15 protein-coding genes are annotated in these 21,906 nt (G+C 63.6%); 5 read left to right on the top strand and 10 right to left on the bottom strand.

The features are described 5' to 3' along the window. Positions 1–46: 46 nt before the first annotated feature. Positions 47–2,113, bottom strand: coding sequence for an ATP-dependent helicase (locus AC2YHJ_RS18650; protein WP_487397598.1), 2,067 nt, complete (start codon positions 2,111–2,113; stop codon positions 47–49). A gap of 179 nt (positions 2,114–2,292) precedes the next feature. On the opposite strand from AC2YHJ_RS18650, the gene AC2YHJ_RS18645 reads away from it, so the two are divergent. Next, positions 2,293–3,252 (top strand): MBL fold metallo-hydrolase, encoded by a 960-nt coding sequence (locus tag AC2YHJ_RS18645; RefSeq protein WP_487397597.1) that lies wholly within the window; start codon positions 2,293–2,295, stop codon positions 3,250–3,252. On the opposite strand, the gene AC2YHJ_RS18640 is transcribed toward AC2YHJ_RS18645, so the two are convergent. From AC2YHJ_RS18640 to AC2YHJ_RS18620, 5 genes are all read right to left on the bottom strand, one after another. Further along, the gene (locus AC2YHJ_RS18640) at positions 3,241–3,798 is read right to left on the bottom strand and encodes a DsbA family protein (RefSeq protein ID WP_487397596.1); all 558 of its coding nucleotides are present in this window, start codon (positions 3,796–3,798) and stop codon (positions 3,241–3,243) included. The genes AC2YHJ_RS18645 and AC2YHJ_RS18640 overlap by 12 nt on opposite strands. An 85-nt stretch (positions 3,799–3,883) precedes the next feature. Next, complete coding sequence (locus AC2YHJ_RS18635) at positions 3,884–5,062, bottom strand: MFS transporter (protein WP_487397595.1); 1,179 nt, start codon at positions 5,060–5,062, stop codon at positions 3,884–3,886. A 70-nt stretch (positions 5,063–5,132) separates the two neighbouring features. Next, the gene (locus tag AC2YHJ_RS18630; RefSeq protein WP_487397594.1) at positions 5,133–6,014 is read right to left on the bottom strand and encodes an alpha/beta fold hydrolase; all 882 of its coding nucleotides are present in this window, start codon (positions 6,012–6,014) and stop codon (positions 5,133–5,135) included. 286 nt (positions 6,015–6,300) lie between these two features. After that, positions 6,301–9,558 (bottom strand): error-prone DNA polymerase, encoded by a 3,258-nt coding sequence (locus tag AC2YHJ_RS18625; RefSeq protein ID WP_487397593.1) that lies wholly within the window; start codon positions 9,556–9,558, stop codon positions 6,301–6,303. Between the two features lie 3 nt (positions 9,559–9,561). Beyond that, positions 9,562–9,801, bottom strand: coding sequence for a hypothetical protein (locus AC2YHJ_RS18620; protein WP_487397592.1), 240 nt, complete (start codon positions 9,799–9,801; stop codon positions 9,562–9,564). Between the two features lie 102 nt (positions 9,802–9,903). On the opposite strand from AC2YHJ_RS18620, the gene AC2YHJ_RS18615 reads away from it, so the two are divergent. Continuing rightward, positions 9,904–10,374 (top strand): hypothetical protein, encoded by a 471-nt coding sequence (locus AC2YHJ_RS18615; RefSeq protein ID WP_487397591.1) that lies wholly within the window; start codon positions 9,904–9,906, stop codon positions 10,372–10,374. 13 nt (positions 10,375–10,387) lie between these two features. On the opposite strand, the gene AC2YHJ_RS18610 is transcribed toward AC2YHJ_RS18615, so the two are convergent. The 3 genes from AC2YHJ_RS18610 to AC2YHJ_RS18600 form a co-directional block, all read right to left on the bottom strand. Further along, positions 10,388–11,128 (bottom strand): SOS response-associated peptidase, encoded by a 741-nt coding sequence (locus tag AC2YHJ_RS18610; RefSeq protein ID WP_487397590.1) that lies wholly within the window; start codon positions 11,126–11,128, stop codon positions 10,388–10,390. A 145-nt stretch (positions 11,129–11,273) separates the two neighbouring features. Further along, the gene (locus tag AC2YHJ_RS18605; RefSeq protein WP_487397589.1) at positions 11,274–11,414 is read right to left on the bottom strand and encodes a hypothetical protein; all 141 of its coding nucleotides are present in this window, start codon (positions 11,412–11,414) and stop codon (positions 11,274–11,276) included. Between the two features lie 1,351 nt (positions 11,415–12,765). Further along, positions 12,766–13,194: a Ros/MucR family transcriptional regulator gene (locus AC2YHJ_RS18600; protein WP_487397588.1), complete on the bottom strand. Its 429-nt coding sequence runs from the start codon at positions 13,192–13,194 to the stop codon at positions 12,766–12,768. A 192-nt stretch (positions 13,195–13,386) separates the two neighbouring features. Between AC2YHJ_RS18600 and AC2YHJ_RS18595 the strand changes: the two genes are divergently transcribed. Further along, positions 13,387–15,177, top strand: a complete 1,791-nt coding sequence (locus tag AC2YHJ_RS18595) for a RecQ family ATP-dependent DNA helicase (RefSeq protein ID WP_487397587.1) — start codon at positions 13,387–13,389, stop codon at positions 15,175–15,177. 65 nt (positions 15,178–15,242) lie between these two features. Next, positions 15,243–16,361 (top strand): HNH endonuclease, encoded by a 1,119-nt coding sequence (locus AC2YHJ_RS18590; RefSeq protein WP_487397586.1) that lies wholly within the window; start codon positions 15,243–15,245, stop codon positions 16,359–16,361. A gap of 43 nt (positions 16,362–16,404) precedes the next feature. On the opposite strand, the gene AC2YHJ_RS18585 is transcribed toward AC2YHJ_RS18590, so the two are convergent. After that, positions 16,405–17,559 carry a hypothetical protein gene (locus AC2YHJ_RS18585; protein ID WP_487397585.1) on the bottom strand — a complete coding sequence of 385 codons (1,155 nt, stop codon included), beginning with the start codon at positions 17,557–17,559 and terminating at the stop codon, positions 16,405–16,407. Positions 17,560–17,906: 347 nt separating this feature from the next. Between AC2YHJ_RS18585 and AC2YHJ_RS18580 the strand changes: the two genes are divergently transcribed. Next, entirely contained in the window at positions 17,907–21,851 is a 3,945-nt protein-coding gene (locus tag AC2YHJ_RS18580) for a beta strand repeat-containing protein (RefSeq protein WP_487397584.1), read from the top strand. The last annotated feature ends 55 nt before the right edge of the window (positions 21,852–21,906 follow it).

The following is a 21,906-nucleotide window of genomic DNA, read 5'->3' as shown; positions in this document are numbered from 1 at the left end:
GCTTCAGCACCTCATCGGAAGGCGGCCTTCGCCGGAGGGATACGCTTCAGCGCCACATGCCCCTCATCTGAGCAGCAATGTCGACGCGCGGGCCGGCAGGCATACCGTTTGTCGGCTCGCTCCCTCGGTGTCCCGGCCAGTTCACATAGTCGAAGTGATCGAGTATCTCGCGGGGAATGAAGCGAGTCCGGGAGGCGTAGACGTGTCGGTCGCCCTTGGCGCGCTGCCCATGCGTATAGAAGCGCTGCGGCAGGATCAGATAGAGGTCGTCCTTCGCGCGCGTCATAGCGACGTAGAGCAGTCGGCGCTCTTCCTCGATGGCTGCCGTGGTCCCGGTGCCGAGATCCGATGGGATGCAGCCATCCACGGCGTTCAGCACGAACACTGATCGCCATTCCTGCCCCTTCGCTGAATGGATCGTCGAGAGGATCAGATAGTCGTTGTCGAGCGATGGCGCCCCGGCCTCGTCACTGGTCGCCGAGGGTGGGTCCAACGTCAACTCCGTCAGAAAGCGCTCCCGTGAGGGGTATCCCGCGGCGATGCCCTGAAGCTGAAGCAGGTCGGCAACGCGCGTTGAGGCGTCGTCATGCAGCCGCAGCAGGATCGGCTCATACCAGTTCCGGACATGCTCGAGCTGCGCCGGCCATCCGGCCGCGCCACCGCGAAGCGCAGCCAGCAATGCGACCAAGCCGGTCCACTCTGCTCCAAGTCGTGGAGGCACAGGAAGGCGGTCCAGGGCTGCAATCGGGTCAACCTCTGCTGCCATGGAATCCAGCGCGCGGCGCGCCGTCGCCGGCCCTGCGCCGGGTACGAGCAGCATGACGCGAAACCCGGCGACGAGGTCGCGCGGGTTCTGCGCAAAGCGCAGCAGCGCCAGGACATCCTTTACATGCGCGCTGTCGAGGAATTTCAGTCCACCGAACTTCACGAAGGGAATGCGCCGCCTCGTGAGCTCCACTTCAAGCACAGCGCTGTGGCTCGCTGTACGGAACAGCACGGCCTGCTGCTTCAGCGTCGCGCCAGCCTCCCGGTTCTCGAGAACGCGGGTTGCGATGAGGCGCGCCTGCTCCATGTCGTCGTGCACAGTGACAAGATGTGGTCGCTGTGTTCCTTCGCGGTCCGTCCAGAGGTTCTTTGTGAATCGCTCCTTCGCAAAGCCGATGACGGCGTTTGCGGCATCGAGGATCGGCTTCGTGGACCGGTAGTTGCGATCGAGTGTGATGACCGCCGCCGGAGGATCGAACGCCTTCGGGAAATCCAGGATGTTGCGCACTGTCGCGGAGCGAAACGCATAGATCGACTGCGCATCGTCGCCCACCACGGTCAGACCATGGCCGTCGGGTTTCATGCTCTGTAGGATGCGCGCCTGCAGTCGGTTGGTATCCTGGTATTCGTCGACCAGCACGTGGTCGAAGCGGCCGCCAATGTCCTTCCCAAGGCCGGGATCCGTCAGCATCTGTGCCCAGTAGAGAAGCAAATCGTCGAAATCGAGGACACGCTGCGCCTGCTTGGCCTCGACATAGCCAACGAACAGCGTACGCAACTCGTCTTCCCATGACGCACACCAAGGGAAGGCGTCGTTGAGGATATCTGGCAGGGCGGAACCGCTGTTCACGGCGCGGGAATAGATATCCAGGCAGGTCGTCTTGGCGGGGAACCTGCGCTCCGTGCGGGAGTAGCCCAGCTCGTCGCGGACCAGATTCATCAAGTCCGCTGAGTCCTGACGGTCGTGGATCGAAAAGTCCGGCGCCAGGCCGATCTGCTCCGCGGCGTCGCGCAGCAGTCGCACGCCGATGCTGTGGAAGGTCCCGGCCCAGGGCAGCCCCGCCGCCAAAATGCCGGCGCGTTCGCCCATCGCATGTCTGCAAATTGCCTCAGCGCGACGCATAAGATCGCTTGCCGCTCGGCGCGAAAAGGTCATCAGCAGGATGCGGTCCGGATCGGCACCATTCATCAGCAGATGCGCCACGCGATGGGCGATGGTGTTGGTCTTGCCGGAGCCAGCACCTGCGATGACCAATAGCGGGGCGGAAGGCCGGCCGGCCACGTTCACCCCATACTCCACCGCGCGGCGCTGGTCGGCATTCAACCGTTCGAGGTAGGCGGCATTCATCGGGTGAATCGGGGCATAGCACCCACAAGTCTCCCAGTTTCCTGTTTTGTTCGCAATCCGCGCGACGGTTCCGCCCCGAGGTGCAGCGGGAATTCGCGAGCTACAGGCAACTAACCTCTTCAAATTGCGGGGCAGCCATCCGATCCCCTAGGCTGACGACGGGTCCGATGGAGGACGGCATGCGCATCCGCCGCCGAGGCATCATCGCGGCATTGGCAATCCCCTTTTGTGCGCCGCAGGTAGCGCGGTCGCAGCCGGCGACGCCACTAGTCCGTCCGGAGGGACTGCGCAGCGTCTCCACCCATGTTCAGGTCATCCCTGATGGCGACGTGCCGGTGGTCCCCAATGTCGGCTTCGTTGTCGGTGAGACGGGCATCCTCGTGATCGACACCGGGCTTGGACCGCGCAATGGGGAGGCTGTGGCCGCGGTGGCTCGTCGTCTGGGCGGGCAGCGCGGGATGTACTTGGTCACGACGCATGTTCATCCTGAGCATGATCTCGGGGCGCAAGCTTTCCCTGCTACGACCCGACTGATCCGTTCGGCCGACCAGACAACCGACATCGCCGAGTTCGGGATGAGCCTGGCGGGCGTCTTTGCGGCGCGCTCGCCCGAGATGGCGGCCCTGCTCGAGGGAGCCCGGTTCCGCGCGGCCGACGTCGCGTTTGAGCGTGACTACAATCTGGAACTCGGTGGCGTGCACGCCCGAATCCTGGCTCTCGGCCCGAATCACACGCGCGGCGACACTGCCGTCTGGGTGATGCCGGATCGCGTCCTGTTTTCCGGAGACGTGGCCATGAGGGCTCAGCCATCCTTCGCCAGCCCCTACTCGAGTGTGAACCACTGGCTGTCGAGCCTCGACCGGCTCGTAGCGCTTGGGCCGAATGTCATCGTCCCAAGCCACGGTCCCATCGGCGACGCGCGCTTCATTGCCGGGTACCGCGTCTATCTGGTCGAGATCCGCGAGCGTGTCGCCGCCGAGAAGCGAGCCGGCCACAGCCTCGATCAGACCGTCGAAGCGGTCTCCACTGCCATGGCCCCACGCTACCCGGATCGCGGCAGGCTGGCAGGTGCTATCCGGTCGGCCTACGCCGAAGCTCGACAGGAGCCACGACGCACGGTGGCACTTCTATCCCAATAGCTTCTTCACCCAGGATTCCACTGGATCGCCGCTGCTCATATCGGACTGCACCAGACCGTCGATCATGAAGGTCGGCGAGACATGGATGCCGTTCTGTCGCGCATACTTGGCGTGCCATTTCACCTCGGCCTGCAACTCGGGAACGGCGAATGCCTCCGCCAGCGCTAAGCCGCTGTACTGCTCGATGCGCTCAACGATCTGATTTGGCGTCGCATCCATGTTCGGGCCACAGCAATGCTTCTCAAACTCGAACTCCTCGCGGTGTGCGCCGACCGCCTGCATCGCACGCTTCGCGTCTTCCTTACCGCCATCCAGGGTGGATGCCGCGAGGATCGCCCGCACGATGACGCCGGAGTACATGTGCCAGGGCTGCGAGTGCATGCGGAGCTTCACCGAGATCTGATCCGAACCTGCCTTCGCGAGCAACTCATCCAGCTTGTTGAGTGCACGCACGGAGAAGGGGCAGGTGGGCTCCAGGAAGATTTCGAGGCTGCGGGGGCCGTGTCCCCAAACAAGCGGATCTGGGCGGCGTAAGGCTTTGGTCATGCGGCAACTCCTTCCTGCGCAATCTGCGCACTGCGCGTCGCCGCCATTGACGCAGGCGCAGATGGTGCTCGCAAGGGAGCCCCCTTTACGCCGCGGCTTTCGACGGACGCCTCGATGCGATCCCTGCGGCTACAGCTGCGATGAAGATTAGGGCGGTCGACGTCATCAGTGTGACTGGCAACGAGCTCCAGGTCAGTGTCGCACTCGCCAGTATGACGCCCATGGAGTTTGCCGTCCTGGACAATGCGAAAACCTCCGCCTTGCGGTGCTGGGGAGCCAAGGCATCGAGCCGTAGCGAGTAGCAAGTACCCAGCGGGGCGAGAAAACAGCCGACGATGACGGCGCCAATAAGCGTCGTCCCAATCGAGGTGCTTGAAGCCGTAAGGGATGCGCCCAACCCCATCAGCAAAAGTAAGATCGGCACGGTTCGACGGCTTGGCGCCTTATTGCGAGCGCTCACCCATACGCCGCCGGCCACGGAGGCCACACACAAGGCGACTGCAAAGATCGCGCCGTCGGCGGGAGCGAGACCAAAGCTAATCGCAATGGCAACCGATCCGATCTCCACGGCGGCCACGACAGCGCTATTCGCCACGGTGCAGGCTAGCCAGAGGACGATGGAGGGCCGCAGAAGTCGACCGCCATCCGCTGCCGGTTCCAGTCCGGACTTTGGGGCCGCCGCACCGGGGATCGGTGGCACGAGGAATATGGGGGCCGAGCCCAGCGCGACTAGCAGCAACAGCGCGATAACGGGATTGATCGTCGACCCCAGCACCGACGCAAGGAGCGGGGCCACAACAAAGGTGACCTCATTCAACGTCGCGGCCAGCCCCAGCGCGCGAGGCATCGAGGATGGGGCCGCGAGATGATTCAAAATGGATCGCAGGAAGCCAAAGGCTGCGCCGTTGACGAGGCCGCCGGAGGCGGCGGCAATGAGAAGAGCGGGGAAGGGGGCTTGTGCCTGCGCCAAGAGTGCCAATCCGATGAACGCCATCGCCCGAATGGTCACCAGCGCCTTCAAGTAAGATACGGCGTTGAAGTTGGCGCCAAGCCGAGCAAGCGGTACGGCTCCGGAAATCTGCGCAAGGGTTATGGCCAGCACCAGGGCCGCCCCGCTGCCTGCACTGCCAGTCAGGGGCATCGCCAATAGAGTGAAAGCGATCGGGCCGGCCGCTTGCGGGACACTGAACGTTCCGTACGCCAGCAACCAGCGCACCAGCAAGCCAGAGAAGTTGGCGTGCTTGACCTGGCTCAGGAACGCCATGGCCCCACCTCGCTAGCAGGCATCTTGGCATCGGGTGTGGGCGCCCAAACAATTCTGGCGATCATCGATATCAGCGGACGATGGAACCCTCTCCCTCGACCGGATGTCGCTTTAGGTGGTCGATCAGCATTGTGTTGACGCGGTCCGGCATCTGGTCCGGAGCGTAGTGGCCAGCGCCGGCGAGGATCTCGAAGCGATACGGGGCATCCACAAACTCGGCCGTCCCCTCAGCTGCCATCCGACCGACCGTGTCATCCGCGTCGCCCCATATGAAGATGGTCGGCACCTTCACCAATCCACTCTCGCGATAGACCTTGCCTCGGGCTCGATACCAGGCCAGCGCGGCTTCCATGGCGGGAAGGGAGCCCAGGACGGAGAGGTGCTTTTCTGTCGATGCTGGCGGGACGCCGTTGGCGGCATGCCGAACGCGTATCCACTCAGCATCGTTGGCTAGCAGCCTCCCGGCCGCATCGGGGTCCTGGAACGCCTTGTGATGTCTCGAGCGGTGCGGCTGCTCCGGATCATCTCGAAGTGCGCGGATGAACGCCGCCGGATGCGGCCGCGACAGCATGGTGAGCGAGGCAAGCCGCTCCGGCCACCGCGCGGCAATGTCCCAAGCCAGGCTGCCGCCCCAATCGTGACCGACAAGGTGAAAGCGCTGAGCGCCGCCTCCCATTGCTGACGCCAGCGCTAGCGCGTCACCGATCAGGAGCTCGATGTCGTAGTTCGTGAACTGCGCCGGGTCGGGGCGCGCCCCCGCGGAATAGCCGCGCTGATTGGGTGCGACTGCAAGGTAGCCTGCGGCGGCAAGTGCAGGAAGCTGCGCATCGTACAGATGGCGGGAAACGGCAAAGCCGTGCAGAAGCAGGACGAGCGGCGCATCGGGCTCGCCGGCGATCGACACGTCGAAGACAAGCCCCGGCTGCAGCTCAATCCGACGATCTTCGATCACGGCATGTCCTCCCTCGCCTCGACGTTGGCTCAGCGCCGACAGCATTGCAGCAGATCGCCCCCGCGAAAGCGACCGCCCCCTGTTCACTACAGGTTGCGACCCAGTCCCCGGTGATCAGCTCCGGAAGCGCACTGGTCACGTGGCGGTCTTGCATCCAAGCGGCGAGACTCGCTTCGATCTCCTGCCGCTCCCGCTGGTCGGATCGCGCCTTCATATTTGAGCGGCCCGATGGAGGTGGTCGGCCTCAGCTGGGTCTGCCCGGCCTGCACCCACACAGGGCTGCGGTTCAGCGAAAGTCCCGCGTTGCCGGCATCTTCACTTCTGCGCCTGGTCTCGCAGCTCGGGTGCCGCCCTCAACCATCGTCATCAGGTGCTGTAGCAGATCCGACCGGTCGATGAGCCGCGACGCGATGAGGTGAATGATCGGGACCTCGGAGTGCTGGTCCTCGCGCTCAACGCGACCTTCGACCACCATCAGCCCCGACGTCAGCAGTGGTATCCGGTCCCGTTCGGCAATGTGCGTGTAGACCACGACGTTGGCCTGGCCGTGCTCGTCCTCGATCGTCACGAAGATCACGCCCTTCGCCGTCATCGGCTGCTGCCGCATCAACACCAGACCTGGCACGCGGATACGGCGGCCGGCCGGTGCACGCGCGAGGGTCCGCGTGTCCTCGCAGCGCAGCTGGGTCAGGATCGGCCGCAGCAGCGCCATGGGGTGACGTCGCAAGGTGAGGCCGGTGCTGGTGTAGTCCCGTCCGATGGCCTCGCCCTCGGCCATGGTGGGAAGGGTCGGAAGCATTTCCGGGATCAAGGGCCGGTCCTCTGGCTGTTCGGCTGCCATGGCCGCGCCGAACAGCGGCAGGTCGGTCGGCATCCGCGCATCCACCGCTGCCGCGTCCCACCGTGCCGCGCGGCGTCCGAGGCCGATGGCGGCAAACGCATCAGCTCCAGCCAAGGCTTCGATGGCGCGGCGATCCAGGCCGGCCCGCATCGCCACCTCTTCCACCGAGCCGAACGGCGCACCATTGCGCGCTATCCGTGCCTTCACCAGGTTCCGTCCGGCCTCCTCGTGCAGCCCACCCACCATGCGCAGGCCAAGCCGCAGGGCGTGCTGATCCGTGCTGGCTGCGTCTGGCTCCAGGCTGCAGTCCCATTCGCTGTCGTTGACGCTCACCGGCCGGATCGCGACGCCATGCTCCTTCGCATCCCGGACGATCTGCGCCGGGGCGTAGAACCCCATCGGCTGGCTATTGAGCAGCGCGCAGGCAAAGACCGCCGGGTGGTGGCACTTCAGCCAGGACGACGCGTAGACAAGGTGGGCGAAGCTGGCCGCATGGCTCTCCGGGAAGCCGTAGCTGCCAAAACCCTCGATCTGCTTGAACACCCGCTCGGCCATCTCCGCCGAGTAGCCCCGGCGGACCATGCCGCCGACCAACCGGTCCCGATAGGCGCCGACACCTTGGGTGTATTTGAAGGTCGCCATAGCTCGGCGCAGCGCATCGGCTTCGTCCGGTTCGAACCGCGCGGCGACGATGGCGAGCCGCATGGCCTGCTCCTGGAACAGCGGCACGCCGAGAGTGCGGCCCAGAACCGCCTTCAGTTCATCCGCCCTGCCATGCTCCGGCGAAGGACCCGGATACTCTGGCTCCTCGAGTCCCCATCGCCGCCGGATGTAGGGGTGCACCATGTCCCCTTGGATCGGGCCGGGCCGCACGATCGCGACCTGCACGACGAGGTCATAGAACTCTTTCGGCCGCAGACGCGGCAGCATCGCCATCTGCGCCCGGCTCTCGACCTGAAACACGCCGAGGGAGTCCGCACGCCGCAGCATCTCATAGGTGGCCGGATCGTCCTTCGGCACGCTCGCCAGGTCGAGCGACCTCCGATGGCTCGCGCGCAGCAGGTCAAAGCCGCGCCGCAGGCAGGACAGCATGCCGAGGCCAAGGACATCGACCTTGAGGATACCGAGGGCTTCCACGTCGTCCTTGTCCCATTCCAGGACCGTCCGCCCCGGCATGGCGGCATTCGAGACCACCGCCAGCTCGACCAGCGGGCCGCGGGTGATGACGAAGCCGCCGACATGGGTGGCCAGGTGGCGCGGGAAGTTCTGGATCTCCTCGGCCAGTTCCAGCGTCATCGCCAGCCGTCGATCCTGTATGTCCAGGCCGGCCGAGGCCGCGATGTCCGCGAGCGGCTCGTCGGAACTCGGCCCCCATACGGACTTCGCGAGCTTGGCCGTCACGTCCTCGCTCAGACCCATGACCTTGCCGACCTCGCGCACGGCGCTGCGGGATCGGTAGCGGATCACAGTGGCGACGATGGCGGCGCGGTCGCGGCCGTAGCGGTCATAGATGTGCTGGATCACCTCCTCGCGCCGCTCATGCTCGAAATCGACATCGATGTCGGGTGGCTCGCCGCGACTGGCCGAGACGAAGCGCTCGAACAGCAGGTCGTGCTTGGCGGGATCGACGGCGGTGATGCCAAGGACGTAGCAGACGGCGGAGTTGGCGGCGCTGCCGCGCCCCTGGCAGAGGATGCCCTTGCTTCGGGCGAAGCGGACGATCTCGTGCACCGTTAGGAAGTAGGGCGCGTAGCCGAGTTGCTCGATCAGCTGTAGCTCGTGGTCCAGACGGCCGGTGATGTCGCCCCCGACGCCGTGCGGCCAGCGCTCGTCCACCGCCTCCGCGACACGGGCAACCAGCGTCTCCTGCGCCGTGCGGCCGGGCTCAAGCACCTCCTCGGGATACTCGTAGCGGAGCTGGTCGAGGCTGAAGTCGCGGGTGGCCTCAAGGATACGCAGGGAGGCAGTGAGGGCGTCGGGGTAGCGGTCAAAACGCTGCGCCACCAAGTCCAGCGGGTGGAGACGCCGCTCGGCGTTCTTCTCCGCTGCAAACCCAATCTCATCGACCGTCTTTCGGAGCCGGATCGCGGTGAGCACATCGGCGAGGCGTCGACGTTCCGGAACGTGGAAGCGGGCGTCATTGATCGCCAGCAGCACGGCGCCGGCCGCATCCTTCATCCCGGCGAGGCGGTCGAGGCGGGACTGATCGTTGCCCTGCCGCGCGCATGCCGAGGTGCAGTGCAGCGGCAGCACGAGGCGGCCTCGCAGCGCCTCCGCATCGGCCTGCAGGCGGGCGGCGAAGGCTGGGCCGATGTCCCACGGCGGAACGATGGCCAATGCCCACCCTTCGGCAGCCGCGATCAGATCCTCTCGCCGGATGCAGCATTCACCCTTCGGCGCCCTCATGCGGCCCCGGGACAGTAGCACCGTCAGCCGACCGTAAGAGGCACGGTCAGTCGGCCATGCGAGGTACTCGGCGCCATCGTCCAGGAGCAGGCGCGCACCCACCGCGAAGCGCAAGCCAGCCTCCTTCGCGGCGACGTGGCCCTGCACCACGCCCGCGAGGGTGTTGCTGTCGCAGATTCCGATGCCGGCATAACCATGCGCCGCGGCGGTAAGCACCATCTCGGCCGGGTGCGAGGCGCCATCCAGCAGGCTGAAGTTGCTGCGCACCCCAAGATCGGCAAAGGCCGCGGCGGACATGCGTCATCCCGCAGAGTGCGTCGGTGCAGCCTTCGCCTTGAGGACTACGAAGCCGCTGCGCTGCAGGTGCTCGACAAGCCGCTCCGCCGCCAGATGGGTGGCGAACTCCCACCCGCCCGGCACCGGCTTGCCTCGCTGATCGAAGCGCAAGGCATAGGCCAGGGTCTCCGCGATCTCCCGCGCACTGGCAGGGGCGAGGCCGGCGGTGGGGATGGGCGGGATGGCGAGGGGGTCGGCGGACATGGCCGGACGATGCCGGACGCTTGCGAACAAATCAAGAACATCGTATGGATGCCTCACCGGCGGAAATTGCGCTGGTCCTCACCACCCGAGGAGGTCGCAACCATGGCGGACACGGAAGCAGCCGCGCGTATCGAGGCAGAGGCACGCGCCAAGGTCATCTGGTGCAGTGGATCGCCGCAGCAGATCGCGCAGGCAGAAGAAGCACTGCGGGTCTACTTCGTCGCCAAGGGCGTCACGCCGTTCGAAGCCTGGACATCATCGAACTGGGTCCAGAGTGACGCCGATTTCGAAGATGACTTCGGCCTACCGCCCCCCGCGAATGACGTTCCGACACAGCCCCGCGTGACGACGGACGACGAGCTTAAGGCGCGAGTATGGTGGAACGCACGAGAGGTTGCCTGGCGCAGCGTCGGCGGCAGCGTGGCGACGTTAGACGGCCTGCCGCCATGGGAGTTCGACGTCCAAGTCGCGTTCGACCATAGGGCGTGGTTGACGGCGACAGGCAGCAATTACGTCGCCGAGATATGCAATAGCGTGGATGAACCATCGGACGGCGCAAGGCGAGCGATGTAGATCCAGCGCCAAGCTACGTCGGCCTTGGCTCAGACTTCGCCGGCGGGTCGCGCTTTTCGCCGCGAGATACGATTGTCAGTGATCCGTCCGGCAATGGGCGCTGCAGATCCTTCGCCTCGGACCAATCTGCGCTCATCCATGTCTCGATCTCTTCGGGCGCGGTGAGGATCACCGGCATCGCCCTGGGATGAATTGCCTTCACTTCAGCGTTCGGGTCGGTCGTCAGGAAGCCGAAGAGATCGATCGTCTCCTCGCCGGTCTTCACCTTCCGCACGCTCGTCCACTGCGGCACCCAAATGCCCGCGAAAAAGGTCAGTGGGCGGCTATCGTCGCGCGCGAACCAGATATCGCCACCAGCATCCCGGTTGAACTCACTGAAGGACGTGAAGGGAACCAGGCATCGATTTTCCACGCCAAGCCAGCGCTTCCAATGCTTGGAAGAGGTGTTGCGAACGTTCGTGGTGCCGCCGTCAGGCTCCATGCGTAGTAGCTTGTCGAAGTCTACCGGCTTGTCCTTCGCTCGGAGCTTGTCCGCGCGTTTCGTCGCAGCATCAAACAGCGCCTTTTCCGAACTCGGCATGCCCCACCGGACCAAGACCAGCTCGCGGCCCTCGGACGTGTTTCTCACGATTGGGGCTGCGTAGTCGGGGAACACGCTCGGCATCGGCTGCAGGTTGCCGGTGCTGTCGCGGAAGGCTCGCCCAAGGTCGAGGATGGCCTGTTGGTTAGAGACGATGCTGTAGAGGTTGCACATCAGCACTCTTCCATCCGCAGGATCGCGGATTGGATCACCCGCGCGCCAGGACCATTCAACATTCAAATTCGAGACAAGCCCGCCCGCTCCACCAACCAAGCCAGGCCGCGCATCGACAAGCCGGCCAGGACCAGCAGCCCACCCGTCACAGGCCGAAGAGTGATTCCCAGAAGCGCAGCGACCACCGGGTGGCCGGATAGGCAGGGGTGAGGTTCGATGGATCATAGAGGAAAGGCAGCGTGTCCCCGCCACGCCAACTTGGGTGGGAGGTCGCGATACGCGCCATGAACCTCCCGTTCTTGGCCATCCTGCGTACGGAAGCAGAAGACAGGCGCAAAGGTGGATTGCCCTCCGGAGCCTCGCCGCCGATCGAGCCGCCAGACTGCGGCCTCGGTTTCGATGGCGCGGGAGGTCAAGCTCGCCGTGTCGAGCGCAATGATACCCGCCAAGAGAAGCAGCGCGCCCCCTGGCCAGATGACGAACCACGCGTCGAAGCGCAAGGCTTCGCCGATGCGCCATCGTTCAGGGCATAGCCCAGCCAACCCTTGGCCATGTGCGACTTCTCCCCATCAGGCAGCGCGAGTGACGTTCCATCTCCCTCGCATAGCCAACGCACGACGCTGTCAAGGCCGCCTCAGCGACGCAGCGAGGCGCAATGCACCGTCCGCAAACTCATAGATGGGATGTGCGGCTGCAGTGCCGTTCCTAGTGAATGGCAGCCCCATACTTGACGAGCACGTGGCGTACGCGTTCCCGAACAAGAGGTGACCTAGCCCACGTCAGAGGGAGAAGGTCGGCGACGCCTACCGCAATCTCGCCATTGCGGATCGCTGCGCAAGCCCGCCAATACACTTCCGCCTCAGCCGCGCAGTTCCGTGGCGGTGAGGCGGGAACGATGACCGTTTGCATCTCAGGAACCTCCCTTGCCAAAGGAGCTATTGCTGTGCGGTGGTCCGCGCTTCGCCAGCGACCAGGCGAAGCCTATGGCGCATCGACGGGATCGGCGCTGCAACATTTCGTACAGTCCAGCACCGGCGGATTCGACGTTGCGGTGAGGCGGCAGTCATCCTCGTGCAATCACCTGCCAACCTCGTTCGCGCACGACCATCGTTGCGATTGCACTGATCGACCGCGCTACTTACAGCGGAGGCGTGTCTTTCAGGGGAACCGCGGGCGGCGATCGAAAGCGAACCGGGCGACGGGACGTGGCGACGGCTCGTGTCCCAAAGCCAGGCGGGAAAGTGGCCACCCTCTTCTGCAGAAGGAGCAACCCAGTCGCTGCGTCCTCACATGTCGATGGCTGGGCATATCCGACGAAAATTCTCAGGTCCTTGGCGAAGACCCAACCGTCCTTGGCAGATGCAACCCGCGCGATGCTGCCCTCCAACTCCTCGATTGCAGCGAGCCTCGTGCGGCAGCTATCGCGCTCCGCAGTGACCGTCGCGTGCGGCGCGAGTACAGCCACGGCGTCGCGTTCCCGCCATGTCAACTGGACGGCCCAAGACCTCATTCCCCGATCTCCCCTTGACGCGCGATGGTGCGGCGTCGGGTCGCTAAACGCTCGAGGTGCTCGGGGGTTCACTCCAAACGGGGACATTTCTGGGACATTCGCAGAAGCCCTAGTTAGCGGAGCCGTACTACTTCCTCTTCTTCCTCCGCGCCGTACCCGCGGTGCCGAGGCCGGCCTCCTTCGCGAGTGCTGACCGCCGCGCGGAGTACGCTGGGGCGACCATCGGGTAATCCGCAGGTAGGCTCCACTTTTCCCGGTACTGGTCCGGCGTCAGGTTGTAGGAGGTCGCGAGATGCCGCTTAAGCATCTTCAACTTCTTCCCGTCCTCGAGGCAGACGATGTAGTCGCGCTGGACCGACTTCTTCACCGGAACAGCCGGCTCCTGCCGGCTTTGCGTAGGCTTCTCTGGCTCCTGGCCGACACCTGTCAGTGCGGAGTAGACACTGGCGACGAGGCCAGGAAGTTCGCCTGCTGGCACTGGGTTTCTCGAGACGTGCGCTGATACAATCGAAGCGGTAAGCTTCAAGACACTGGACTTCTCTGCGGATTCAGACATTGGCTCACTCCGTTCGGCCATTCGCCGGCCGCAATATTGCCGACCGCGCCGTTCCGGCAAAAGAACTACTAGGCCAACTGGAGAGCAATTCAACTTGATCGGCATTTTGGCGGACGGCTGTTCCGAGCGAGAATGTAGGGGTGTACTGGCGACCCGTGCTTCTGACATGGTTGAAGAAGATGTCAGGCCAAGGTGCTCAATGTCCGCTGGCCGCGCGGGCGTCGCGTCGGCGCCGCTACGCTCATTTCCTGGCCCGAGGGTGTTTTGACCGCGGAATGGGAGATTGCCCGCCAGACGGTGCTTCGCCGTGACGGGCATCGGTGTGTTCAGTGCAGCGGCGACCTCAAGGCCGATGGCGCGCACGTCCACCACTTGCTGCCGCGCGCATCTGGAGGCACCGACGAGCCGGCAAACCTGATCAGCCTATGCGCGATGTGCCATGCCGCGGTGCATCCGCATCTCGGAGCAGGACTGGCCCGCCGCCTGCTCCAGAAGGCAGCTGTGCGCCTGGCCCATTGGCTCGACACCGAGGGCAGGCTGGCGCACGAGACCGGGCACCTCGGCCCGGCTTTGAGACTGTTCGGGTTGGACACTTTCCGGCCAGCGCAGATCGACGTTGTCGAAGCGGCGCTGCGGGGCCGCTCCCTGTTGCTGGTCAGTCCAACCGGCTCCGGCAAAAGTCTCGCCTTCCAGGTGCCAGCCCTGCTGACGCCCGGCCTTTGCCTCGTGGTCTCCCCGCTCAAGGCGCTGATGTCGGACCAAGTCTCGGGTCTTCTGCGGCGTCGGATCCCGGCAACCTTCATGAACTCGGACCTCTCTTCCGAGGAGAAGCAGTTGCGCCTCGACCTGCTCACGAAGGGGTCCTTCAAATTCCTCTACCTGGCACCCGAACGTTTCTTCGGAGCAAATGAGCGCGAGTTGGCGTTGCTCCGCGCGCTGCGGCCTGCCTATCTCGTCGTGGACGAGGCGCACTGCATCGATCGCTGGGGCCGCGACTTCCGGCCTGAGTATGGGCGGCTTCGGGAAGTCCGCGAGCAACTGGGCAATCCGCCGGTCCTGGCCTTCACGGCGACGGCCGGCCGCGAGACGCAGGCGCGTATCCTAGCCTCGCTGGGAGCCGCCGAAGGGGACGTGTTCGTGCATGGCGCGAACCGCCCCAACATCACCTTTCTGCGGCGGCGGGTGCGTCAGGACGCCCGACCAAGCTTTGTGGCCGAACTCCTACGCCTTGCAGACGCGCTCGGTATCAAGTCGATGGTCTTCGTGCCAACCCGCAAGATCGGCAAAGCCCTCTCGGCGGCCCTGGCCACGCAGGGTGCCGCCACGCCCTTCTTTCATGGCCAGCTCCGCACGCAGGAGAAGGAGGATCTGCTGCAGCGCTTCGGGGGCCATCTCGAGCCGAAGCTGTCGCGCATCATCTGCACCAATGCCTTCGGCATGGGAGTCGACATTCCTGACGTGCGCCTCGTGATCCACTGGCAGCACCCGGCCTCGCCGGAGGACTACCTGCAAGAGTTCGGGCGCGCCGGCCGCAACGGCCAGAGAAGCGTTGCCGTCCTTCTCACCGACCCGAAGCCGGACGGCCCGGCGCTCAGCCTGCTGGACTTTATGGCCGGGCTGACTGTGGAAGAGGCGAAGGTGACGTCGGGAGAGCGCGCTGAGCTTCTGACTCAGAAGCGGCGGCTGTCGCGCCAGATGCAGACCTTCGCATTTGACCGCAGCTGCTTTCGTGATGCGCTGCTGAGCTATTTCGGCGAGGCTCGCGCTCGGCCACGCCGCCCACTGGCGCTGCGCATCATCGACTGGGCTTTCGCCAAGCATGGCGCGCGCGCCGAGACGGGAGTTTGCTGCGACGTTTGCCATGCTCGACGCTGCTCCCCGGAGGACCACGTCCGGTTTGTTTGTGAAGCCCTCGGTGTTCCGCGGCCGCCGCAGATCCAGTGCGGATCCTATGCGTGGCGGTCCGGGCGCTGGCGCTCGTGACGCCATGAGCGGCCGATCAGCCTCATTGTGTTCTCATCGCAGCCATGTTGAGGGACTCGACTAGGATGGATTTCGACGATCGCCTCGAGCGTCGCCACGTTCTCGCGGCGATGGAGAGGATCAAGCAGGAGGATGTGCCCGAGCGGGCGCAGTCGACCAAGTACGACGTACTGCACCCGGACGACCGGAAGCCATTCCCACCAAAGCTCGTCCTGTCCATCGCGGCGGAGCTCGCAACGGGCGAGCCATTACCGCGGACAGAATTCACTGGCGGTGAACAAACCAACGCGCGGCTCCGGGCGCTGGGCTTCGAGGTGGTCCCGAAAGCCGCGGCGTCTGGCCCGGAGACGCTCGAGGCGCTGCAACCGGGCGATGTTCTGACGAATGACCAACTGTCCGGTCTGTTCGGCGTCGGCAATTCCGGCGGCATGCGGTGGTCTGGTGGCCATGGTCGCTTGGTGATCATCGCCGACCACACGAAGAGCCTCTACGACGATCGTTGGGAGGGCGATGTCCTCCACTACACTGGGATGGGTCGGATCGGGGACCAGACCCTGACCGGCCAGAACCAGCGCCTGGCCCAGCAGCCCACAACGGCCGTGCCGGTCCATCTCTTCGAGGTCTTTCGTCAGAACGCGTATGTTTATGTCGGTGAAGTGCGGCTGATTGGCGAGCCACGGCGGGAACGCCAACTGGACGACGCAGCCGATGAGCGTTGGGTGTACGTCTTCCCGCTCGCCTTGGTGGGGGATTCGGAACGTGCCATTCCGGACCGGCGGGATCTCGAACGTATCGAAGCCAACCGCCGAAAGGCCATGTCTCGCGCTTCACTGGGCGAGCTCGTGCGGCGAGCAAAGCTCGGTGGACGGGAAAATCCTGGCGCCCGGCAGGCCACGGTCACTCAATTTGAAAGGAACGCCGCAGTCGTGGAGCTGGCGAGGCGGCTAGCTGAGGGCAAGTGTGATTTCTGTCAAAAACCAGCACCTTTCTCAGTCTCGGACGTGCCCTATCTCGAGTGCCACCACGTCGTTCACCTTGCACAGGGCGGACCGGACACGATTGAGAACGCTGTAGCGCTATGTCCGAATTGCCATCGCAGGATGCACGCGCTGGAACTGCGCAGCGATCGTGAAAGGCTGCTCGCGCGAATTGCGGCCAGAAGCATGTCTGCAGGGCTTTGTTAACAAGTCCTTTGGGGCGTCTTGCATCCTGATGGCATTGGGTGGCCTATGGCAGGGTCAGCAGCCGTTCAAGCGCGCGCAGGTTCGTCGCCCCGGTCTTTTCCAGGATGCTGCGAATCTGCGCCCTGACGGTCGGCACCGCGACGCGCCGCCGCGCCGCGACCTCCTCCGCCGAACGCCCGCCCAGCAGTGCCAAGGCTACTGCGGTCTCGACCGGGGTAAGGCCATAGAGCGCCTCCATCACCTCCGATGTCATGGACGGCCGGGCCGGTGGGTCGCGGATCAGCACCAGCACTAGGCCGGTCGGGGCGCGCGCGCCGGCATGGGGATACCGGGCGACATCCGTCAGGACCGGGGGCAATGGGGTGACCAGCAGTTCGAGCTGCCGACCCTCAACATCCGGCGAGAGCCGCATAGCGCCGCCGGCGCCGCCCGTCGCCGAGTCTGCCACTAGGGCAGCCAGCCGGACGGCCTCCGCGCTGCCGCAGACGGTAAGCGTGACCCGCGCCGTGCTGGGGCCGCTCCCCTCTTTCCGGAGGCGGACTGCGGAATTCCGAGCCAGTTCTTCCGCCGCCCGATTCACGAAAAGCACGCTTCCTGTTGCATCCACCACGAGGGTGGGTGCGCACAGGGTGTCGAGGGCGGCGAAGCCAGCATGACTGCGCAGCTCCGCCTCGGCCAGGCGATCCGCGATGCGCAGCGCACCTTGGAGGTGAGGCAGCAGCAGGTCGAGCCGGCGGCGATCGGCGCTGCCGAAGGCTGGCATGTCGCGCGTTCGGTGCGCGCCGAGCATCACGGTACTGCCCGGCCGGATTTGCCACGCCGCGGCGACAACGTGAAAGGCTCCGACATGATCGCGCGAGAAATCGTTCCAGATCTCTGAAGCCTCGAATACCTCCGGCGGGACCACGTCCTGCCCGAGCACGGCGCCTATGTAGCCACGCGGCCGAGCCAAGGTGGCCCAAGGGTCATCACGCCAGTAGTGGGCGGCATAGAGGCGGTGCGCCGTCTCGTTGAAGCCTGGAGAGGCAAGGGGGATGATGCCGTCCGGCCCGTCCACGAACAATAGGCCGGAACTGCCCTGAAAGGCGGCAATGACGTCGGACCAAGCTTCGGCCCAGCCCTGTTCACCCGTCGCGGCGTCGTAGAAGCCGCGGGAGAGCTTCAGGACTTCGGCGACCGGATCGTCAGAGTTTGCCATGACCAGAGCTGCAAGGGGCATTCGGACGGACAAAGAACGATTCAAGAATTTTTTGACTCAGTCAATAGAACTGATGATGCGGCGACGCTGCCGCTCGGAGCAAAATTGGTTCGTTTCAAAATTTAGCGCTACCGTCGGGAATTCGGCATGGAGCGCGAGGGTTGTAGGCAGGTGCAGGTCTGCGCGCGACGCCTGCCGGGAGCACGTCATAGAAGAGTAAATGGGGTGCTATTGGTGCAGGAGCCCCGGACCGGAACGCCATACAACGCGGTCATTCTCAAACGCGCTCGAGACTGTAGCGTATACCTGCTCTAGAAGGCGTCATCGTTGTGAGCTGGGAGATAGAGATGGAAACCTTCATTATCTCTCGACCCTATCAAGACTCAATCTATCGGGAAGCTGCCGATGGCAATCAGTATGAAGTCCAGCAGTCAATAAATATAGATGAAATAATAGATTCCAACGAACTGCTATCGGAGGCTGCTTCAAGTTTTACGCTGGCGTTTCGTACCACGCTTGTAGAGTCCGATTGGGGTAAGGCTAAAAGTCTACCCGTATTCATCTTTGATTCCAATGCGCCAGGAAGACTTACTTGGAAATATTTAGATAGCTTCACTATTCATCAATCCGGGATCGGAATTGTTGAGCTCGGCTCTGATCGAAATGTAATCATAGCAACTCCGGTATCTAGTACCGTGGATCCAGCCAGGGATGGATGGAGCGGTACATACAATGATTACTTTGGTCCTTTTGGTGTTGCGGGCGCGACGGATTTTCATGCTGATGTCGGATGGAATTTCACTGGTTGGTCTGTGAATACGGATGGTGAAACTCTGGTGCTGCAGTCTCAACGACGAACGCTGGATTTCACTATTTCATCAGGTCCGTTTATTCAAACGGATCATCTCGTATTTGAATGGACGCCATTTCTTTTATTTAACGGCAAAGATAATATTGTGAATTTCGACTTTCTTAACGAATCGCAGCTTAGCGCTGTATTAGAAGTAGGGGTTGACTTGTATAATGCCCTTGACGGGAATGATCAGGTAACTTTACCAGGCGCTCTAGCTGCGGGTGATTTTGGCTTTCTGCGTTCCAACTGGTTCTATGCCGGCCTTGGCAACGACACAGTGGCTGGTACAGCTTACGATGACCGAATTATTGGTGACTCTGGGCGGGACTCCCTCGTCGGCGGCATTGGCAATGACACACTTGTTGGCGGAAACGCGCTCGGTGGAGAAGCGGGCGACGACACGCTGTCGGGCGATGCCGGCCGAGACCGCCTAGTCGGGAGTAGCGGCAATGACAGCCTAACCGGCGGGACTGAAAGCGACACGCTGTTCGGGTCGAGCGGTGACGATGTCCTAGACGGGCTCGACGCCCGCGGCGTCGGCGATCGACTCGCGGGCGGCGCTGGCAAGGACGTCTATCTCGTTGACGGGTCGGACACGATTGTCGGCTTCGAGGTCGGCGACACCATTCTCGTCTCGACGGCATGGAGCGCGTCGGCGCTCGCCATCTCCACTTATGGTGGCCAGGCCAGCATTTTCCTGTTCAATGCCAATGGTTTTGTTCCGACCGACGAGATCAGGATCATCGGCGACTTCAAAGCCAAGGATGTCACCTTCGGGCTCAACAACGTCGGCTTCGGCGCTACCTTCGGTCTGCGGTCGCCCGCGGCCGGTACTCCCGCTTCCGCATTCATCGACCCGGCCGCGGCACGAACATCCCTCGGCATAAAGATTGCTGATGCCGTCATCGAATTTGTAGTGGGTCAAGCGCTCAACAAGGCATGGGATAGTAGTGTAAAGAGCTACGTGTCGGCGAATATCGCCGAATTTTCGAAAGATGCGGCAGCCGAGTTCCTGTCAACTGCGCTGAAAATTAGCAAAGCTACGGCGATAGGAGCAGCCATTACGTTTAGCCGTGACATAGGTACGATTGTCGGTAAGGCGCTTCTGGGGGAGTACGATAATAACCGTGCCGAATTGGTGTCAGATCTGTTCTCTGCAACGGGGTTGCTCGGAGCTGGTACCGAGCTTGCCTTTAAACTCGGCGGTATCGTCTTCGATCATTTCCTCGATAACCTTCGCGACGGCTTCACGTCGCTGGTAAACGCAATTGCAGTCGGCAGCAGTGGCAACGACACGATCAACGAAGGCGACTTCATCTACGCGCGCGATGGCGATGACCTTGCGATCGGTGGCGTCGGGACGCAGTCCTTCAAGGGTGGCGACGGCGGTGGCAACGATACCTATGACGGCGGCGCTGACGCCGACATCGTCACATATCTCAGCGCGACACGTCCCGTTGAGGTGGACTTGCTTGGAGGCTTCGCGCGTGGCGCCGACATCGACCAGGACCGATTGATCAGGATCGAGGACGTGGTCGGTGGGCAGGCGGCCGATACGATTCGCGGCAACGGCTTCGCGAACAGGCTCGAAGGCGCAGGCGGAAACGATACGATCCGTGGGCTCGCGGGGCATGATACGTTGGATGGCGACGAAGGTGCCGACTTCCTAATCGGAGGCGCTGGCGATGACCTCTACTTCGTCGATCACGCGAATGATGTCGTGGTTGAGATCGCGAACGCCGGACGTGATACAGTCATCACTTCAATCAGCCATGCACTGAGGGCCGAAGTCGAAGTCCTGGAACTCATGGATGGCGCTCAGGACGGCATTGGTAATGCTGCGAACAATCTCCTGGTGGGCAGTAGCAATGCCAACAGGTTGTTCGGTTTTGCTGGTGATGATTCGGTTCTCGGTGGCAGCGGCGACGATACCATCAACGGCGGCATCGGTACCGATAGTATGTTCGGTGGCTTTGGCAATGATGTCTTCTTCGTAGACATCGCGTCGGAGCTTGTGATCGAGGCAGCAGACGAAGGAGCCGACGCGGTCTATACCACAGCGCCCGCGCTGATTCTTGCGGCGAATGTCGAGAACGTCTTTGCCACTGACCTTGCCGCTCACAGGCTGACTGGTAATGATTTGGCGAACTCTATGGCCGGCAACAAGGGAAACGATACACTCACCGGGGGCAACGGCAATGACACGTTGAACGGCGGCGCGGGCAGCGATCGGCTCGTGGGTGGCCTCGACGACGATACCTATGTCTCGGATAGCTCGGGCGATGTTGTCGTCGAAGGGGCAAATCAGGGCATTGATACAGTCCGAACAGGGCTCGCGACCTATACGTTAGCAACAAACGTTGAGAATCTGGTTGCCACCACCGCCACTGCCCACGGCTTCGTCGGCAATGGTTTGGACAATGCCATTACAGGGCACGGGGCTGCCGATGCGCTGAACGGACTGGCCGGCGTTGACACCCTCACTGGCGGTGCGGGTGCTGATACCCTCGATGGCGGGGTCGGCGATGACCGAATGGTCGGCGGCACCGCCAGCGACATCTACGTTGTCGATTCCACGTTGGACGTGGTTGTCGAACTGCTGAACCAGGGCATCGACACGGTGCGCACGGGGCTCGCGAGCTACGTGCTTGGCGCCAATGTCGAGACGCTCGTCGCCACCACTTCGACGGCACATAACTTCATCGGCAACGCGCTTGCGAATGGCATCACCGCTAATGCCGGCGCCGACACGCTGAACGGCGCGGCTGGCAATGACACACTCGATGGCGGAACAGGGATCGACCGGCTGGTCGGAGGACTGGGCGATGACCTGTTCATCGTCCAAACCGGCGACGTGATCGTGGAACTGCTTAACCAGGGCACCGACACGGTGATCGTCAGCAGCGGCGCGGCCTTCACCCTCGGGCTGAACATCGAGGGGCTGGTGCTCGGCGGCACGGTCGCGAACGGCACCGGTAACACGCTCGGCAACACCATCACCGGCAATGACGCGGCCAATGTGCTGCAGGGTCTCGCAGGGGCGGATATGGTGGCCGGCCAGGGCGGCAACGACATCCTGATCGGCGGCACGGGGCAGGACACGCTGACCGGCGGCGCGGGTGCGGACCAGTTCCGCCTGACCGGCCTCGCCGACAGCACAGTGGCAGCGCCGGATCTGATCACCGACTTCACCTTCGTCGTCGGCACGCTCGACCGCATCAGCCTGGCGCTGATCGACGCCAATACGACGCTGGCGGCCGACCAGTCCTTCACCTATCGAGGTGCGAACTTCACCGGCGCGGCGGGAGATCTGCGGGTGCAGTCGCTGGGCGGCGGGGTGTATGTCGCAGCCGGGGATGTGGACGGCAACTCGACGGCCGATTTCGCCATCGCCATCCAGTCCGCGACGGCACCGGGGCAGGCATGGTTTATCCTGTAGCTGGGCTCAGCGACGCTAGGCGCGACTAGGAGCGCCGAACGAGTGGAGACGGTTC

Source organism: Roseomonas sp. SRI_022, from assembly GCF_057586215.1.
Note: the sequence above shows the minus strand (reverse complement) of the source record. Positions and strands in the feature narration are given on the sequence as shown.

Excerpts from the sequence above, each read along its gene's own strand:
- AC2YHJ_RS18580 (WP_487397584.1), top strand. The coding sequence starts at position 17,907 with ATGGAAACCTTCATTATCTCTCGACCCTATCAAGACTCAATCTATCGG.
- AC2YHJ_RS18635 (WP_487397595.1), bottom strand. The coding sequence starts at position 5,062 with ATGGCGTTCCTGAGCCAGGTCAAGCACGCCAACTTCTCTGGCTTGCTG.
- AC2YHJ_RS18650 (WP_487397598.1), bottom strand. The coding sequence starts at position 2,113 with ATGAATGCCGCCTACCTCGAACGGTTGAATGCCGACCAGCGCCGCGCG.
- AC2YHJ_RS18615 (WP_487397591.1), top strand. The coding sequence starts at position 9,904 with ATGGCGGACACGGAAGCAGCCGCGCGTATCGAGGCAGAGGCACGCGCC.
- AC2YHJ_RS18640 (WP_487397596.1), bottom strand. The coding sequence starts at position 3,798 with ATGACCAAAGCCTTACGCCGCCCAGATCCGCTTGTTTGGGGACACGGC.
- AC2YHJ_RS18620 (WP_487397592.1), bottom strand. The coding sequence starts at position 9,801 with ATGTCCGCCGACCCCCTCGCCATCCCGCCCATCCCCACCGCCGGCCTC.
- AC2YHJ_RS18605 (WP_487397589.1), bottom strand. The coding sequence starts at position 11,414 with ATGGCGCGTATCGCGACCTCCCACCCAAGTTGGCGTGGCGGGGACACG.
- AC2YHJ_RS18645 (WP_487397597.1), top strand. The coding sequence starts at position 2,293 with ATGCGCATCCGCCGCCGAGGCATCATCGCGGCATTGGCAATCCCCTTT.
- AC2YHJ_RS18625 (WP_487397593.1), bottom strand. The coding sequence starts at position 9,558 with ATGTCCGCCGCGGCCTTTGCCGATCTTGGGGTGCGCAGCAACTTCAGC.
- AC2YHJ_RS18590 (WP_487397586.1), top strand. The coding sequence starts at position 15,243 with ATGGATTTCGACGATCGCCTCGAGCGTCGCCACGTTCTCGCGGCGATG.
- AC2YHJ_RS18610 (WP_487397590.1), bottom strand. The coding sequence starts at position 11,128 with ATGTGCAACCTCTACAGCATCGTCTCTAACCAACAGGCCATCCTCGAC.
- AC2YHJ_RS18600 (WP_487397588.1), bottom strand. The coding sequence starts at position 13,194 with ATGTCTGAATCCGCAGAGAAGTCCAGTGTCTTGAAGCTTACCGCTTCG.
- AC2YHJ_RS18585 (WP_487397585.1), bottom strand. The coding sequence starts at position 17,559 with ATGGCAAACTCTGACGATCCGGTCGCCGAAGTCCTGAAGCTCTCCCGC.